At 63.9% G+C, this 17,296-nt stretch carries 14 protein-coding genes; 10 read left to right on the top strand and 4 right to left on the bottom strand.

Going from position 1 to position 17,296, the window contains the following annotated elements; all coding sequences use genetic code 11:
• Nucleotides 1-73 precede the first annotated feature (73 nt).
• The 3 genes from LJ760_RS15040 (at nucleotide 74) to LJ760_RS15050 (ending at nucleotide 4,769) form a co-directional block, all read left to right on the top strand.
• Nucleotides 74-1,147 (top strand): DNA polymerase IV, encoded by a 1,074-nt coding sequence (locus tag LJ760_RS15040; protein ID WP_442860667.1) that lies wholly within the window; start codon nucleotides 74-76, stop codon nucleotides 1,145-1,147.
• A gap of 313 nt (nucleotides 1,148-1,460) precedes the next feature.
• Nucleotides 1,461-2,954 carry an amino acid permease gene (locus tag LJ760_RS15045; protein WP_227924138.1) on the top strand — a complete coding sequence of 498 codons (1,494 nt, stop codon included), beginning with the start codon at nucleotides 1,461-1,463 and terminating at the stop codon, nucleotides 2,952-2,954.
• Nucleotides 2,955-3,077: 123 nt separating this feature from the next.
• Complete coding sequence (locus tag LJ760_RS15050) at nucleotides 3,078-4,769, top strand: FAD-dependent oxidoreductase (RefSeq protein ID WP_227924139.1); 1,692 nt, start codon at nucleotides 3,078-3,080, stop codon at nucleotides 4,767-4,769.
• Here the strand turns inward: LJ760_RS15050 and LJ760_RS15055 are convergent.
• Nucleotides 4,735-5,571, bottom strand: coding sequence for a PhzF family phenazine biosynthesis protein (locus tag LJ760_RS15055; RefSeq protein WP_227924140.1), 837 nt, complete (start codon nucleotides 5,569-5,571; stop codon nucleotides 4,735-4,737). The genes LJ760_RS15050 and LJ760_RS15055 overlap by 35 nt on opposite strands.
• Before the next feature lie 237 nt (nucleotides 5,572-5,808).
• On the opposite strand from LJ760_RS15055, the gene LJ760_RS15060 reads away from it, so the two are divergent.
• The 4 genes from LJ760_RS15060 to LJ760_RS15075 all read left to right on the top strand — a co-directional run bounded on the left by LJ760_RS15060 (nucleotide 5,809) and on the right by LJ760_RS15075 (nucleotide 9,740).
• Nucleotides 5,809-6,609 (top strand): hypothetical protein, encoded by an 801-nt coding sequence (locus LJ760_RS15060; protein WP_227924141.1) that lies wholly within the window; start codon nucleotides 5,809-5,811, stop codon nucleotides 6,607-6,609.
• Between the two features lie 121 nt (nucleotides 6,610-6,730).
• Nucleotides 6,731-8,116: a flavin-containing monooxygenase gene (locus LJ760_RS15065; RefSeq protein WP_227924142.1), complete on the top strand. Its 1,386-nt coding sequence runs from the start codon at nucleotides 6,731-6,733 to the stop codon at nucleotides 8,114-8,116.
• A gap of 1 nt (nucleotide 8,117) precedes the next feature.
• The gene (locus tag LJ760_RS15070) at nucleotides 8,118-8,948 is read left to right on the top strand and encodes an SDR family oxidoreductase (protein WP_227924143.1); all 831 of its coding nucleotides are present in this window, start codon (nucleotides 8,118-8,120) and stop codon (nucleotides 8,946-8,948) included.
• Nucleotides 8,949-9,152: 204 nt separating this feature from the next.
• Nucleotides 9,153-9,740, top strand: coding sequence for a DUF3060 domain-containing protein (locus tag LJ760_RS15075; protein ID WP_227924144.1), 588 nt, complete (start codon nucleotides 9,153-9,155; stop codon nucleotides 9,738-9,740).
• A gap of 162 nt (nucleotides 9,741-9,902) precedes the next feature.
• On the opposite strand, the gene LJ760_RS15080 is transcribed toward LJ760_RS15075, so the two are convergent.
• Nucleotides 9,903-11,003 (bottom strand): fatty acid desaturase family protein, encoded by a 1,101-nt coding sequence (locus LJ760_RS15080; protein ID WP_227924145.1) that lies wholly within the window; start codon nucleotides 11,001-11,003, stop codon nucleotides 9,903-9,905.
• A gap of 307 nt (nucleotides 11,004-11,310) precedes the next feature.
• On the opposite strand from LJ760_RS15080, the gene LJ760_RS15085 reads away from it, so the two are divergent.
• On the top strand, nucleotides 11,311-12,597 hold the full coding sequence (locus LJ760_RS15085; protein WP_227924146.1) for a DUF3500 domain-containing protein: 1,287 nt from the start codon (nucleotides 11,311-11,313) through the stop codon (nucleotides 12,595-12,597).
• Here LJ760_RS15085 and LJ760_RS15090 read toward each other — a convergent pair.
• Both LJ760_RS15090 and LJ760_RS15095 read right to left on the bottom strand, forming a co-directional pair.
• Nucleotides 12,594-13,937: an APC family permease gene (locus LJ760_RS15090; protein WP_227924147.1), complete on the bottom strand. Its 1,344-nt coding sequence runs from the start codon at nucleotides 13,935-13,937 to the stop codon at nucleotides 12,594-12,596. The two genes, LJ760_RS15085 and LJ760_RS15090, sit on opposite strands and share 4 nt — an antisense overlap.
• A gap of 121 nt (nucleotides 13,938-14,058) precedes the next feature.
• A complete protein-coding gene (locus tag LJ760_RS15095; protein WP_227924148.1) occupies nucleotides 14,059-14,985 on the bottom strand; it encodes a LysR family transcriptional regulator in 927 nt (308 codons plus the stop codon).
• A gap of 114 nt (nucleotides 14,986-15,099) precedes the next feature.
• Between LJ760_RS15095 and LJ760_RS15100 the strand changes: the two genes are divergently transcribed.
• Nucleotides 15,100-16,020, top strand: a complete 921-nt coding sequence (locus LJ760_RS15100) for a DMT family transporter (protein WP_227924149.1) — start codon at nucleotides 15,100-15,102, stop codon at nucleotides 16,018-16,020.
• A gap of 53 nt (nucleotides 16,021-16,073) precedes the next feature.
• The gene (locus tag LJ760_RS15105; protein WP_227924150.1) at nucleotides 16,074-16,487 is read left to right on the top strand and encodes a VOC family protein; all 414 of its coding nucleotides are present in this window, start codon (nucleotides 16,074-16,076) and stop codon (nucleotides 16,485-16,487) included.
• Nucleotides 16,488-17,296: the final 809 nt, after the last annotated feature.

Here is a 17,296-nt window from a genome sequence, read left to right on the forward strand (position 1 = left end):
CGTCGCTGCGCCCCCGCAACCGATCGGCGCGGAAGCCGGTGCGTCCCAGCGTTCGTTAGGGCACACTGGTCGCGTGAACGCTATCCCCTGGGTGCTGCACGTCGACCTCGACCAGTTCATTGCCGCCGTCGAAGTGCTCCGGCGGCCGGAACTTGCCGGCAAGCCGATCATCGTCGGCGGCCGGGGCGACCCCACCGAACGTGCCGTGGTGTCCACCGCATCCTACGAGGCCCGGGCATTCGGCGTCGGGTCCGGGATGCCGCTGCGGATCGCGGCCCGGAAGGTGCCCGACGCCGTCATCCTGCCCGTCGATGCCGAGGCCTACCTCGAGGCGTCGGACACGGTGATGGCCACCCTGCGCGCCCAACCCGGCGCCGTCGTGCAGGTATTGGGCTGGGATGAAGCCTTTGTGGGTGTGGAGACGGAGGATCCGGAGGCCTACGCCCGCCAGCTTCAGGCCGAGGTCCTGGACCGCACGCAACTGCATTGCAGCGTGGGCATCGGCGACACCCTGATCCGCGCCAAGAACGCCACGGATTTCGGCAAGCCCGCCGGCGTTTTCCGCCTAACTACCGCGAACTGGCTCGACTTCATGGGCGGACGGCCCACCAAGGAGCTGTGGGGCGTCGGGAACAAGATCTCGGGCCGGCTGGCGAAGCTGGGGATCAATACTGTTGCCGAGCTCGCCGCGGCCGACCCGCAGACACTGGTTCCGGAGTTCGGGCCGAAAATGGGCCCTTGGTACAACGAACTCGGGCGCGGGGACGGCAGCAGCGTTGTGGACGACACCCCGTGGGTTGCCCGTGGGCACAGTCGGGAGACCACCTTCCAGCAGGACCTCACCGATCCGGCGCAGGTGGACGACGCCGTCCGCGAGCTGACCGCGCAGGTCCTGAAGGATGTGGCCGCTGAAGGGCGCCCGGTGATCGGGCTGACCCTCAAGGTCCGGTACGCACCGTTCACCACCAAGACGCATGCGCGGAAGATCCCCGAGACCTTCGACCGGGAGGACGTCCTCACCAGGGCCCTGGATCTCGCCGGTGCCATCGAACCCGGCCGACCGATCCGGCTGCTGGGCCTGCGGGCCGAAATGGCGATGCCCGACGACGCCCGGAAGGGTCACACGCCTACGCGCGGCGGGTGGTGAAGGGTCCGCACCCGTTTTGACGCTCCCGTGTGACTACTGCCATAGTCTTCGGGTGAACTTGTCAGGGATCCGAACATTCGGACAGCATGAGTTAGCACCTGCGAGCGCCCCTCAACGCATTCTGCGGCGATTCAGAGGCTGAGTAGGCGCCTGACAGAACACCGAAGAACCCCCGCCTTTCCCTGCCCTAGGGCCGCCACGCCCTGATCCGGCACAGGGAACCCGAACCCCGGTGGGCTGCCCGTCGGCGAGCAGCCCCCCGAACCCTTCAGCCCGCAGCACCCCGCGAGGCTGAGCAAGCAAAGGACCCCCCATGACACAGCCATCACCGGTCACGCAGAGGCCGGCGATCCCGGACTCCGCGCGTGCGGCGAACGCCCCTGAACCCACCTTCCACCACGAGGAAGAGGGCTACCACAAGGGACTCAAGCCCCGCCAGGTCCAGATGATCGCCATCGGCGGCGCCATCGGCACCGGGCTGTTTATGGGTGCCGGCGGCCGCTTGGCCACCGCAGGGCCGTCGCTGGTCATCAGCTACGCCGTCTGCGGTTTCTTTGCCTTCATGATTCTGCGGGCCCTCGGCGAACTGGTTATGCACCGGCCCTCCTCCGGCTCGTTCGTCTCCTACGCGCGCGAGTTCTTCGGCGAGAAGGCCGCCTTCGTCACCGGCTGGCTGTACTGGCTCAACTGGGCGATGACCGCGATCGTGGACATCACCGCCGTCGCGCTCTACATGAACTTCTTCCGGAAGTACTGGCCGCCCATCGCGGATGTACCGCAGTGGACCTGGGCGCTGGCCGCCCTGATCCTGGTGCTGGGCCTGAACCTGGTCAGCGTCAAGGTGTTCGGCGAACTCGAGTTCTGGTTCGCGCTGATCAAGGTGGTGGCACTGGTTTCCTTCCTGATCGTGGGCATCTGCTTCGTCATCTTCGGCACCCCGGTGGACGGCCAGCAGGTCGGCTTCAGCCTGATCTCGGACAACGGCGGCATGTTCCCCAACGGCCTGCTGCCCGCCGTCGTCGTAATGCAGGGCGTGGTGTTCGCCTACGCCTCGATCGAGCTCATCGGCACGGCCGCGGGCGAGACCGAGCACCCCGAAAAGATCATGCCCAAGGCCATCAACACGGTGATCGTGCGCATTGCGGTGTTCTACGTCGGCACCCTGGTGCTGCTCTCGCTGCTGCTGCCCTACAGCTCCTACAAGGCCGGCGAAAGCCCGTTCGTTACGTTCTTCGGCTCCATCGGGGTGGACGGTGTGGACGCGATCATGAACCTGGTGGTCCTGACCGCAGCGCTGTCCTCGCTCAATGCGGGCCTGTATTCCACCGGCCGCATCATGCGTTCCATGTCCGTTGCCGGCTCCGCTCCGAAGTTCGCCGGGCGGATGAACAAGGCGGGCGTCCCTTACGGCGGTATCGCCCTGACCGCGTTCGTTGCCCTGCTCGGCGTCGCCCTCAACGCCGTTGTTCCCGCCCAGGCCTTCGAAATCGTCCTGAACGTCGCGTCCCTGGGCATCATCAGCACCTGGGCCATGATCGTCCTGTGCCAGATGGAGCTAACGAAGCGGGCTCGGCGCGGCGAACTGTCCCGCCCGTCCTTCCGGATGCCGGGCGCACCCGTGAGCGGCTGGATCACCCTCGCGTTCCTTCTCGCCGTGCTAATCCTGATGGCCTTCGATTCGCCGGTGGGCACCTGGACCATCGCCTCCCTGGTGGTCATCATCCCCGCGCTGATGCTCGGCTGGCGGCTCTGCCGCGACCGCGTCCTGGAACTCGCGGCGGTCCGCGACGGCGACGCCGGGTTGTAGCCTCTGACTGTTCCGGCGGCCCATCCATTTCCAGGCCCAATCAGGTAATCTCACTGCATCCTCAATCCACCTCCCAGCTCCGCGTTTCTCCCGGATGAGCATCATCCCTGCGGAAGGATCAACATGACGGATGTCAGTGAGCACCCCGCCCAGCGAACCGGTGACGTGCCGCGTCTTTCCGACACCCAGTGGCAAAGACTCCTCGGCATGGCCGCACCCGCCGACGTCAACGCCGGCGACTATGTCTTTCGTGCAGGGGATTTGAACTATCCAATGATCCTCGTGGAATCAGGGTCCATTGAAATGGTTCGCGACCCGTTGTGGTGGGACGACGAAACCGTTCTCAGCACCCTGGGGCCACGCTCGTTCGGCGGTGAACTCGGGCTGCTCAACGGACAGGCCGCACTCCTGTCGGCGCGGGTAAAGGAATCCGGGCGCATTCGACGCCTGGCCCGCGAAGATCTGCGGCTGGTCATGAACCAGGACGACGATCTCGGCGGGATCGTTCTGCATACTCTGTGGGAGCGCCGCGAAGCGCTTCGCCGAGGCCCTGCCGCCATGACGCTCAAGTTCGTCGGGACGGACGCGTCGAGTGAACTGCTGGCTCTTCGCCGCTTCGCTGAGCGCCTGGATTTGATCCATACCGTCTTCGTCGTCCCGGCGGACGGCATGGGTGCCCTCGATGGCCACGGCATCGCAGCCGAGGACCTGCCGGCAGCGCTCATCCAGGGCAAGCTGATAAAGCGTGCGACGCCGGGGACTATCGCCGAGCGCCTCGGGTTGAGTTACCAGCCCCATCAGGAGGGCTCGACGGACCTGCTGGTCGTTGGCGGCGGACCTGCCGGGCTCGCGGCGGCCATCTATGCAGCCTCCGAAGGGCTGAGCACGGTGGTGCTCGACGCCGTCGCGCCCGGCGGCCAGGCGGCGTCGACCTCCCGAATCGAAAACTTCCTTGGTTTTCCCTTCGGAGTGGCCGGCGGAGACCTCATCCGCCAAGCGACACTGCAGGCAATTAAGTTCGGGGTAAGGATCTGGGCACCCTGCGATGCGGTGTCGCTCGAGACTATGAATGACGGCCTCAAGCTCACGCTGGGTGACGGCGCCACCCTCCATACCCGCACCGCATTGATTACGTCCGGGGCCTCCTATCGAAGTCTCGGAGTTCAGGGGTGGGAGGACTTCGAGGGACACGGAATCTATTACGCCGCTACCAGCCTCGAGGCGCGCCAAGTCGCAGGGCACCCTGTGGTTGTAGTGGGCGGGGCAAACTCCGCCGGCCAGGCCGCGCTCTATCTCGCGTCCCATGGCTGCCAGGTCCATCTGGTGGTGCGGGGAAGGGAGGTTGGGGCGCGGATGTCCTCCTACCTCGTGGACCGCCTGCGGGAGAATTCCCGGATCCATATCCATACCGAATCGAACATCATCGGCCTGGACGGCGGCTCCGCCCTGGAATCGGTCCGCATCGATACCACCGGCGCGGTGGATGCGCGCGGGCTGTTCTGCTTCATTGGAGCCGACCCGGCCAGCGCCTGGCTGCCCAGCCTGGACCGAGACACGGCAGGCTTCATCCGCACCGGAACCGACATTGCCATCCAATCCTTGGATCAGTGGCAGCCGTTGGGCCGTGAACCTATGCCCTTTGAAACCTCCACCCCACGGGTATTTGCAGCCGGCGATGTCCGTCACGGCTCCATGAAGCGCGTTGCGGCAGCGGTCGGCGAAGGGTCCAGCGCCGTCGCGTCCGTGCACCGGGCCCTTAGCGACCCTGCCAGCCTGCACGCTACAGCCGGACCGTCCCCTCGACGCAGCCCGTGACCTGTCCGCCCACCCAGATTCTCCCGTCGCTAAGACTGATGTGCACCCGTCCCTGGCGTCCGAGAACTGTTCCCTGGGAGGCCGCGTAGGGCGCTGTCGCCACAGCTGTGTCGGTGAGCCAGCGGGCCAGGCCCGCGTTCAGGCTGCCGGTGACGGGGTCTTCCCAGACGGGGTCGCCTCCGACGAAGGCACGCACCTCGACCTGGGTTTCCTCCATGGACTCGTGCGGTCCCACCACACCGATTTCCAGGTCACCGGCCTTTGCCGGGTCTGGTTGCAGGCTCAAGACTTCCTGTGCCGAGGAAAGCCGGACGCCAATCCATCGAGGACCATTAACCAGCCACGACGCATCGAGGATGTTCACCCGCGGGATTCCCAGGATTTCCGCTATCCGTTGGACGAGCGGCTCGTCCACGGGTTCGTAGCGGGTCAGCGGCGGCGCCTCGAAAGCCAGTTGATCCTCCGCTACACGGATCGGGATCAGCCCTGCCGCACATTCCTGGATGACCGTTCCGTCGAGCCTTGGCGATCCCCCGGCGTCCAGCCAGGCCTTGGCGGTTCCAAGCGTTGGATGGCCGGCGAAAGGCAGTTCTTCGATGGCGGTGAAGATCCTCACCCGGTAGTCGGCCTCCGGGCTGCTCGGGGCCAGGAGGAACGTCGTCTCCGAGAGGTTGGTCCACGTGGCGAACCGCTGCATCTCTTCGGTACTCAGGCCGTCGGCATCGTGAACAACCGCCAAGGCATTGCCCCGATACGGCTCAGAGGAGAAGACATCGACTTCGCTGTAGGGGCGCACTTTCATGCCGCCACTGTAACAAGGTGTGCCTCCGGCGGGCCTGGCGCTGAGGCCCGCGCGAATCCATCCTGGTGTTCAACCTCCGGGAATTCAAAGTCTGCCGGGACGGTTATATAGGGGTAGAACATCTGCTCTTGGGGCAGCCTAAACCGGGATCGGAGTCCACAGCCGATGACCGGGGTTTAGTTGTAATCTGGCCGTAGGTGGCTTGCGGCTCCGCCACCACCCATTCACGAGAGGATCATGATGTCTCGCCTTACTGCGGGGAACATCTTCAAAGTCACTGTCGCCCTCCTCTTCTTTCCTTTTATGCCTCTCCTGGTGCTGATGATCGGGGTGCGCAGGAGTAACTGGAAGGTGATCCTTGAGGGTGGCCTGTACGTTGCGCTCGTCCTGGCGGCCGTCGCCCTGCCCGGCAACGCAGCGCAGTTCATCCTTTCGTTCTTTGTGATTCTCGGACTCATCGCTGTAGCGGGCATGCGGTCCTACATGCTCCGGGACCTGTGGCTGCATCCCAGGGTCCGGGGACCGCAGGGCCAGGTTATGACCCAGTCCCCCGCGGCGAATCGGGAGGCCGGTGCCCCCGCCCAGCCAGGGGCATCGGCGCCGCCGGAGGACCTGTCCGCTGCTTTGGCCTGGTCAGCCGCCCTCGCCAGGCGAAACAAGAACCGGCTACCCGCTGACGCGTACGCCAGCATTCTGGAAACCTGCCAGACGCTGGACGCGGTGATCGACGCCGAAACTCGGCAGCCGCTGGGCGATCCCCAATTTGAGTACGAACTGTCCGCCACGGTGCGTGACTATCTGCCGAGCGTTCTGCGGAGTTACGTGGCCATTCCGCCTCGGATGCTGGAGACCAAACAGGCGAGCGGAAGGACCCCCAACGAGGAACTGGTCGAGCAGCTGCAGCTCCTTGCCGGACAGGCCGAGACACTGCACGCCAGCCGACACCGCCGCACCTCCGCGGAGCTGACCAACACGGGCAACTTCCTTCGGGAGCGGTTCGGGCACCTTCAGGGCGGCTACGACTTCGGCATTAAGTAGTCCCGGCTCGAAGCCGCGGGTCCGATGCTGCCCGCCGGAGTGTTGATGATGCTGGGCGCGGCCAGGTGAGCCTACAGTGACGTAGGTCACACGATCACACATCCACCTGCTTGGAGCGCCAATGATGACAGCCCACAGCACACCACCCACCGACGAGCTCGGCAGCAGCGAACGCGAGCGCGTGTGCGTCATCGGCGCCGGCTGCTCCGGAATCACGGCGGCCAAAGTCCTCCACGAACGGGGACTTGCCTTCGACTGCTTTGAACTCTCGGACCGGGTCGGCGGCAACTGGGTATGGGGCAACAGCAACGGAGTGTCCGCGGCCTACAAGTCTCTCCACATCAACACCTCGCGCAGCCGGATGGAGTTCAGCGACTTTCCGATGCCCGCGAACCTGCCCAATTTCGCCCGCCATGACCAGGTCGCGGCGTACTTCGACGCCTACGTCGACCACTTCGGGTTCCGGGACAAGATCACCTTCAACACCGGTGTGGAGCACGTGCGCCCCCTGCCCGGGGGCGGCTTCGAGGTTCGGTTGAGCACCGCGGAGACCCGGCGCTACGGTTCGGTCATAGTGGCCAACGGCCACCATTGGGACCCCCGCATGCCGGAGCCGGCCTTCCCCGGCGCCGAAGGCTTCACCGGCGAGCAGATGCACTCCCACGACTACAAGGACGAGCAACAGCTCACCGGCAAGCGGATCGTGGTGCTCGGGATGGGCAACTCGGCCATGGACATCTGCACAGATGCCAGCTATCACGCGGCCGAGACCTACCTCTCCCATCGGCGGGGCGTGCACATCATTCCCAAGTACGTCTTCGGCAAGCCCTTCGACGAGATCGGAGCGCACGAGAAGATCCCGTCCCGGGTCCGCTGGGCCGTCGCCCGCGTGATCATGCGCGCCGCCACCGGCCCGATGTCGCGTTACGGCCTCCAGGAACCCGACCACAAGTTCGCCCAGGCCCACCCGACCGTCTCCGGCCGGATACTCGACAGGCTTGCCCACGGAGATGTGGTCCCGAAGCCCAACATCCAGCGCTTCGACGGCGACAGCGTCGTCTTCACCGACGACACCCGCGTCGCGGCAGACCTCGTGATCTACTGCACCGGCTACAGAATCTCATTCCCTTTCTTTGACGCTGAGTTCCTCGACCCCTCCGGAGATAACGAGATCCGGCTCTACCAACGGATGTTCCACCCCACGGTGCCGGGGCTGTACTTCATCGGACTGGTCCAACCGCTCGGCGCGGTCATGCCGATCGCCGAGCGGCAGTCCGAGCTCGCCGCCGACCAACTCCAGGGCCGCTACGCCCTGCCCGAGCGGGCCGCGATGGACGCCGAGATCGACCGCCACCGCAAGGCGATCACCAAGCGGTACGTCACCAGCAAGCGGCACACCATCCAGGTGGATTTTGACGACTACATGCGTGCCCTGCGCAGGGAGCACGATGCCGGAGCGCGGCGCATAACCACTGCGCAGGCCGCAGCCCACCGTGTGGGGGCCTGACATGGCCGGGAACACTGAGCAGCACTCACGCCGCGTCGCCGTCGTCACCGGCGCCGCCCGCGGCATCGGGCACGCCACCGCGGCCCGGCTGCTGCGCAACGGATGGATAGTCGGTGCCTTCGACATCGAAAGTCACGGCTTGGCCGAACTCAAGGACATCGCTGCCGAGTACGGCACCACGGTGGTCACGGGAACACTCGATGTCCGGGACGCCCAGCAGTGGCGCGAAGCCCTGGCCTCCGTTTGCGAGGACCACTTGGACCTTCTGGTCAACAACGCCGGACTGCTGGCCGCCGGCCCGTTCGTTGATACCGATCTTGAACGGCACCGGGCGCTCGTGGACGTCAACGTTCTTGGGACGATCAATGGTGCGCATACCGCGTTCCCGTACCTGAAGAACGCCGACAGGCCGGTGCTACTCAACCTCGGATCCGCCTCAGCCATTTACGGGCAGCCCGATCTTGCCACCTACGGCGCCACGAAGTTCGCGGTCCGCGGCCTGACCGAGGCATTGGAGCTGGAATGGGCAGAGCATGGCATTGCCGTGCTCGATCTGTGGCCGCTGTTCGTCAACACCGCGATGGTCAAGGGCGTCAGTATCGGAGCAATCCAGTCGTTCGGCGTGCGGCTGAACGAAACCGATGTTGCCGCAGCCGCTGTCGCCGCCGTGGAACGCAGCATCAGGTCCCGCCGCAATCGGAAGTGGCCCCGCAACGTCCACCATGCCGTCGGATCGCAGGCACGCTTCCTGGCCACGCTCTCCCAGGTGACGCCGAACTGGGCCAACCGGCTCCTCACCGAACGTCTCACCCGGCGGCCGGGTTCTTCCTAGGTCTCGGCGACGGGGGATACCGGCCGACGGCGTCGGAGTATCGGCCCAGCATTCTGCGGAGTTACGTGGCCATCCCGTCCAAGATGCCGGACAATAAAACAGGCAAGCGGAAGAGCCCCAAATGAGGGATTGCTCGGGCAGCTGCATGTTCTCTCCGGGCAGGCCGACCCAACACCCAGCCCCGTCTAGCTGAGGAGAACCCGCATGTACCGAAGCTCCCGCATCACCGCCCCCGTGATCACCGCCGTTGCGGGCCTGGCACTCATCACCGGATGCTCTGCCGACCCGGCGCCGACACCCGAGGAAACCGGAACCCCATCCTCAACCAGCGTCGGAACACCGGAGAGCACGGCCACGGCCTCCGGGACAGACTCAAGCGCATCAACGTCATCAGGCTCCTCCGGTGCGACGATCACCCTCAGCCGGGGGCAAGAACATAAAATCACGGAAGCGAACACCAGCGTCAGCATTACCTGCTCCGGCGGCGGGGACATCGACGTCGAGACAAATGGCTCCACCGTGCGGACCACCGGTCAATGTGAAGACATCGACATCCGGGGCAATAACAACACAGTCAGCGGCGAGGACGCAGAAAGCCTCGACATTGAGGGCAGCAATAATGAAGCCACCCTCAGCAATGCGCCCGACATCGATGTGGACGGAACCGCGAACACTGTCAGTGTCGAGGAGACCCGTGACATCGACGTCGAAGGAGAGAACAACACCATTACCTACACCTCCGGGGACCCCTTGATCGAAACCGAGGGCACGAACTCCGTCTCGGTCCGCTGAACCCGAGCGTGGCCACCTGCTTATCTGATTAGCGTCCGCGAGCTGCCCTTGCCCGTGCCTTGATCGCCAGGATGACGTCGGTTTTGGCGTCGGCGTAGTCGTTCTTCCGGCCACCGGTCGTCGTAGCTGTGAAGGTGAAGTTGGAGGACCCTTGAACCGCCGTTACACGCGGTGCGTGCTGGCCAGCGGGCATGCCCACGTATCGACCCCACCGCGGCCCACCTTGTTGATGTAGGCGGTGACGTCCTTCAAGGACTGGCCAAACCCGGTTTCGGTGTACCGCACCCCCAGCTGATCGCAGTACTGGCGGACCAGCGGGGCGACTTTTCGCAAATTCGGGCGGGACATGGAGGGAAACAGGTGGTGTTCCACCTGGAAGTTCAGTCCTCCCATGAAGGTGTCCACCCACCGGCCGCCGGTGATGTTGCGGCTCATCAAGACCTGGCGGCGCAGGAAATCGATGCCTGCTTCCCGGGGCGCGATCGGCATGCCGATGTGGTTCGGGGCAAAGGAGATACCCATATACAGCCCGAAGACGGCGAGCTGGACGCCGATGAACGCTGCGCCCTTGCCCGGAGAAAGCACGGCGAAGACCAGCACCACGTAACTGGCCAGACGCACTGTGATGAAGCTAAGTTCCACCCACCGACGCTTGACCCGGCCCTTTCCCAGTACCCGCTTGATGCCCTGCACATGCAGGTTGACGCCCTCGAGCAGGAGCAGTGGGAAGAAAAAGTAACCCTGTTTGGTGGCGAGCCAGCGCGTGAAGCGGTTCTTGCGCGCTTCGGCGGCCTCGGGGGTAAAGGCCAGGACGCCGGGAGCGATGTCCGGATCCGTGCCGACCTTGTTTGGTGCGGCATGATGCTTGCTGTGTTTTGCATTCCACCAGCCAAGGCCCATGCCGGCAAAGAGGTTAACCACGATCAGCGAGACCCACTCATTCCACTTCGGCGACACGAAGATCTGCCGGTGTGCGGCGTCGTGCCCCAGGAACGCGATCTGCGTCATCAGTAGCGCCAGCACCACCGCGGTCACCATCTGCCACCAGGTGTCCCCCAGCAGGATGAAAGCCACGGCCAGCACCAGCCCAATCAGGGTTACCCCGATCAGCTTGGCCCAGTAGTAGCCGTAGTTCCGGCGCATATAACCGGCTTCCTGGATTTGCCGGGTCAAAGCCGTGAAGTCGCTGAGGTGCCGTTGGCGGGCCGGGCCAGCTGGCCGGCGTTTGCCTTCTCCACTCGAATCCACACTGGTCCCCGTCATAACGGCGTCTTCCATAATTCACTTTCATATCGGCGGACGTAGTCCATGTCATGTTAACCAACAGCACCGGATCCGCCCCGTTTGGCCGGGGTGGAGGTCCGCTGCTGTATGCATTTCCGGCTGGCCGCCGTCAAAGCTAAGTGTGCTTATCGTATATGGAAGACGTCTTCTCCCTTTCATTAGGGGGCGGAACGCTGAGCCGTGTTGACGCATAATCCGGCCCGTTTCCGGATATTCGACACACGGTTTCAGGAGGCTCTCAGCAACTAGGAAGCGAACGGCAAGCGGCTTTTTCTACTGTGTTCACATGAAGTCATTCAGAACCACCGATACCCTGCCCACGGCGTCGTCGTTGGTACGACGGCGCGCCCTGCGGGCCGTCTCGCTCCTCCTGGCAGGCGGCCTCGCCCTGACCGGCTGCGCGGCCGACGTCGCTTCCACCTCCGGCACGGCGTCCCCCTCTGCTGGGAGTGATTCGAGCAGCAGCAGCACGGCCGCGGATCCGAAAACAGGTGGGACGTCCTCGACGACAACCGAGGAGACGATTTCCTCGACGGCAGCTGCCGCTGACGCATTCCTGGCGACGCTCAGCGACGAGCAGCGCGAGACAGTCCTGCATGACTACGACGACGCGACGAAGACAACGTCCTGGTCAAACTTTCCCGTGACGTTCGTCGAGCGTGCCGGCCTGAACCTCGCCGACCTGACCGACGAGCAGAAGACCGCAGCACTGGCGGTCCTGCAGGCGCTCCTCAGCGACGAAGCGTACGACACGGTGTCCGGCATTATGGGCGGCGACGAGTATCTGCAGCAGAACAGCAGCAGCACCGAGCAGTCCCTCGGCCAGTACTACATCGCCTTCTTCGGCGCCCCGTCTGACGCCGGCGCCTTCGAAGTGCAGTTCGGCGGCCACCACCTCGGTATCAACGCGACGCTCGACGGCGCGACGGACGCGATCACGTTCGCTCCCACCCACCTCGGTGTGCAGCCTGCCGTTTACACCGACGCCGACGGCAACGAAGTGCGGCCGTTCGACGGCATCTACACCGATGCGTTCGCATTCTTTGACAGCTTGACGGGGGAACAGCAGGCAGCGCTCACATCGGGCGACGTCAGCATGTGTGCCCCTGGCGATACCTGTGATTTCGACGCCGGAGCCGGCCTCACCGGCGCCGATCTGACCGACGCGCAGAGGCAGTTGCTCCTCGATCTCATCGCGAACTGGTCCGGCATGGCTGACGAGCAGACCACAGCCGACTCCCGGGCGAAGATGGAGGCCACCCTCGATGACACCGTCATCGCGTGGACCGGGGAGACCACGTACGACATGAGCACTGGGGACGGTATCTCATTCTCGATCTCTGGGCCGAACGTTTATGTCGCCTTCCAGGCGCAGCAGGGGTCGGCAGGCGCAGATGTCGAAGGAGTGTCCACCTCCGGCTGGGGACACGTCCACACTATTTACCGCGACCCCACGAACGACTATGCCAACAGCGTGACGCAGCAAGCTGCTTCCGGTATGGGCGGCGGGACCGGTCCCGGCGGCGGGACCCCCGGCGGCGGGACCCCGCCCGACGGCGGCCCACCTCGTTAACTACGGGCGCTCACGCGCTCCTCGCGTTTGCGTCCGGCCCGGGCAGCGAGGAACAACAAGGATCCGACCACGATGTAGGCGGCGGCGCCGAGCCAGATGATCCCGGTTTGTTGTGAGAGCAGTGCGATGCTCGCAATGATCGCGAGGATCGGCAGGATTCGCGGGGCTGAGAAGTGGTCGTGGTCGACTTTGTCCTTTTTGAGGACGAGGACGCTGACGTTGGCAGAAAGGAACACCAGGAGTAGGAGCAGCACGGTGGTTTCGGCCAATGTGGCGACATTTCCCAGGAGGGTAAGGACGATCGTCAATCCGGCAACCACAACAATGGAGACCCACGGAGTGCGACGGCCTGGCAGCACGCGAGCGAAGGCACGAGGGAGCAGTTCCGCTTCTGCCAATCCGTAGCCGACACGGCTGGCCATAACCATGAACAGCAGTGCTCCGTTGGCAATAGCGATCAGGGCGATGATGCTGAACAGTCCGGGCGGGATTCCGACGCCGCTGGCGGCGACGACGTCGAGCAGAGGTCCGGTGGAATCGGCCAGTTCGGCCGGGGGCATGACAATGACCGCACCGAGAGCGATGAGGAGATAGACGACCCCGGCGGTGCAGATGGCACCGAACAGTGCGCGGGGGTACGCCCTGGATGGGTTACGTACTTCCTCGGCCATGTTTGCTGCGGCCTCGAAGCCCAGGAAAGAGAAAAACGCGACGATCGATGCGGCGAAGGCGCCCTGGAACGGCGGTACGTCCGGTGCGAACTCTAGGAGCCGGGAGGGGTCCCCGTTGCCGGAGGCGAGGACGATGGCGGCGACGATGATGACGATGACGAGGCCGGTTACCTCGATGACGGAAGCTACGAGGTTCGCGCCGAGGGACTCCTTAACGCCGCGAAGGTTGATCAACGTCAGCAAGATAATAAATACGATCGCCGCGGGGGCAGCTGGCACGTCGATGAGCGCGGTGAGGTAATCGCCCGCGAAGGCGTTCGCGAGGGCAGCGGCTGTGGTGATTCCCGAGGCCATCATCAGGAAGCCGACGAGGAATGACACGTAGGGGATGCCAAAAGCCCGGTCGGCGTAGCGCGCGGCTCCTCCAGCGTGCGGGTACTTGGTGATCAGCTCCGCGTAGGTCGCGGCAGTGAGTAGCGCGACGACCAGTGCGATCAGCAGGGGTATCCAGATCGCGCCACCGACATCGGCCGCCATGGTACCCACGAGGGTGTAGATGCCGGCACCGAGGGTGTCGCCCACGATAAACGCGAACAGCAGCGGCGTACCAATTGCCCGCTTCAGCCCGGTTGGTGCTTTTGATGCGGTCGTGCCGGGATCTTTCGTCATTGGGCTATTGGATTCCGTTTGCCGTCCCTGCGCAACTACTTTGGCGAAATCCAGTGCACCAAAATCGTTGGGGCAGGTAGTCGAGCACTATTTACCGGCTCGCGTCCCGCTGACCGGTTCCTCAGAGGATGCCAGCGGCTGGCACCGGGGGTTGGGCAGAAGACGTATTCCGTCGCAGAGTGGTGACGACCTGCTGGACTGCGGTCCGGTGGAGGGCTTCTGGACGGCAGAGGACGTCAACGCACCTGGCCAGCGGTAGATCGCGGATTGGTTTGAGAACAATTCCGCTGCCAGGCGGCGGGGAAGCGGTGTGGCGGGGCATCAGTGCGATGGCAGGTCCGGCGGATACGACCGCGGCCGCGATGAAGAACTCGTTGATCCGGTGCGTGACGTTGAGGGGTTGGCCGGCGTGAACGGCAATCGCCTGCAGAGCAGGCATGAGCGGAAATCCGTCCTGAACGGACACCCATTCTTCATCGATCAGGTCGGCGATGCTGACGCTTGGTGCGTTGGCGAGCCGATGTTGTTCTGACATGGCGATGTCCAGGGGCTCGCGCACCAGTGGCAAGACGGTGATGGATTCGGGCCACGGCGTGCTGTGCTCGAGGCGGTGCGCGATGACCAGGTCGTAATCCGCAGTCAGAGATGGAAACTCTTCCTGCCCCACATCCCGGTCGGAGCAGACCAGCCGCGGGCTGCCCTCCCCGGATAGGGCCTGGAGCAAGGGGCCGAAGTAGGTCAGGCCCGCGCTGTTGAACGCGCAAAGGCTCACCGTCGCGCAGGGGTCTTGGAGATAGTGGCTGACGGCCTGTTCGGCGGAGCGCATCGCAACGCTGATATCGACAGCAGCACGGGCCAAGGCCTGACCGGCACCGGTCAGGACAAGATTCCGTCCCCGTCGTTCGGTCAGGGGAACCTCGACTCGGCGCTGCAACGCCGTGAGTTGCTGCGACACGGCTGACGGAGAGACATGGAGCGCGCGGGCGACGGCGGCAAGGCTTCCCCGCTCGCCCAACTCCCTAAGCAACCGCAACTGGTGGAGATCCATAAGGGAAATCTAAACCATTAGTTCACCAAATGCCCTCTCGTCTTACGGGTACATTGCCATAAGACTTGTCGGGTGCCCTCCCCGTACCTCACTCCCGCCCCTCGCATACGCGATGTGCGACGTCGCCCCCTCTCCTCACGTGTCGCTGCGCGCAGGGTGGACCTGTTCCTGCTCCTGGTCGCTATCGCGTGGGGCAGCAGCTACCTTGCAGCCAAAACCCTCACCGACACGGTTGGCGTCACCGTCATCCTCTCGCTGCGTTTTCTCATCACCACGCTGGCACTGGCGCTGATCTGGCTGATCTGGAACCGCCGCCGGGCCGTGCGCCGCGAACTCATAGTCGGCGTCGTCCTGGGTCTCACCCAGGCCGCGGTGCTCATTCTCGAAACCCACGGGATCGCCGGCACCAGCGCAACGAACGCAGGGCTGATCATCAGTCTCGTCGTTGTTTTCACCCCTCTCACTGAAAGCGTTGCCTTCCGGGTGCGGGTGCCGCGCACGGTATTCATCGCGGGCGTCATCGCTGTCGTGGGCGTGTGCCTTCTTGTCTCCGGCGACGGATTCGCGGCACCGACTCTTGGGGACATGCTCGTGCTGGCCGCAGCGGTTGTACGGTCCATCCACGTCACCGCGGTCTCCGCCCTTACCCGGGGCCGTGGTTACAGCGCACTGAATTTGACCCTGGCCCAAAGCGCGGTCTGTGCCGTCGTCTATACCTGCGCCGATTACCAAGGTGTGCTTCAGGCAGTGCACAGCTTTGATGCGGGCGAATGGATGGGCGTGCTCTACCTTGGGCTGGCGTGCAGCGTGTTCGCTTTCCTCATCCAGACCTGGGCCATTCAACAAACATCCGCATCCCGGGTTAGCCTCCTGATGGGAACCGAACCCATCTGGGCCGTTCTCATCGGAATCACTATTGGCCGGGAAACCCTCACGCTTCTGGGCATCCTCGGTGCCGCACTCATCATCACCGGCACCTACCTGGGACTACGATCCGAAACACGCCACCGGGCAGCACCGATGCCGGCGGCTTGATGTGGTGTGGCGAAGGCTGGCCAGGGAACCTTGATGATGGTTAGTCTCGGCCCATGAGCGTATTCCCTCAGGTGCTTCACACGGTTCTCGACGCTACTGATGTGCGAGGACTGGCGGAGTTCTACCGTCATCTGCTCGGACTCCAGTATCGGCCTGGAGATGAGACCGCGGGTGAGGGCATGCCTGACGACGTCGATTGGCTCGTTCTCACTGATGGACAGGGCGACCGCAAGCTTGCTTTTCAGCACGTTGATCATTTGAAGAGGACAACATGGCCGCTGCCTGATGTGCCGATGCAGATGCACCTCGACCTAACAGTTCCTGACCGAGAGACACTCGAGCATCACCACTCCAGGGTGTTGGCGTTGGGGGCAGAGCTCCGCTTCGATCGTACGGACGACCTGAACGAGCCGTTGTACGTTTACGCCGATCCGGCCGGTCATCCGTTCTGCATCTTCGTAGCCTGAAGCGAGCATGACGTCCACTGTTCGTTGAAGGATCATTTAGCTCGAGGATCGCTAGATTGCTTTTGGCTGCCGGCATCCGTACTGGCACCGCTGCGGATCAAAGCGCATTCCCCCTTACCGGGCCCACCTCAGAGTCAATACGTGGGCGTTGGAGGAACCTCAGGTGGCACGTCTACAGCGTGCTTTCCCTCAAGGCCCGGCTGTAGTTAGCTGTGTTGTTTCTGGTGTCCGCAGATACGACTAGGTGCTGGTGGCTGAGGCGATGGGCAAAATACCCGCGGTATGGCAGGACGATAATGGTATCGATTCCGCTCTTCCAAGCAGGGATGAGTGCTTGAAGACTCCTGCGTTCGCCATCGTGCGGAAACTTGGGCATTAGGCGTTGTTCCCAAGCCTGGTAAGCGTCTCGGTCAAGGCCCTCCCATTCGTACCGCTGTGTCCAGAAGGGTGGGATGAACGGGTTCAAGCCCTGACTGGGATCTTGGGACTCGCGCATCTCGGCAGGCGTGGGAAGGTGCCCCCTCTCTTCGATCTCATACCAATTCAAAGCCTCGTTCCAAATCGTTTTCCAGCGCATATCCCACGTGGAGGCATCTGCTGAGTTAGGCATTTGCGAACGTCCACAATCAGGTTCGGGCTGCAACGGAGGGATGTCGATATCAGGGGCGAGGGACCACGCCTCCCGGACAAAGAGCAAGAGCGTCAGGTGGTGCGGAAGATCATTCACTCGGATCACCATGTCGTGCGGCCACGGATTACCCGGTACCAGCTTGCTCCATTGCATGTCGCTCTACCCCCGATTCAACGAA

The sequence above is a fragment of the Arthrobacter sp. zg-Y895 genome (assembly GCF_020731025.1).
Lineage (GTDB): Bacteria > Actinomycetota > Actinomycetes > Actinomycetales > Micrococcaceae > Arthrobacter_B.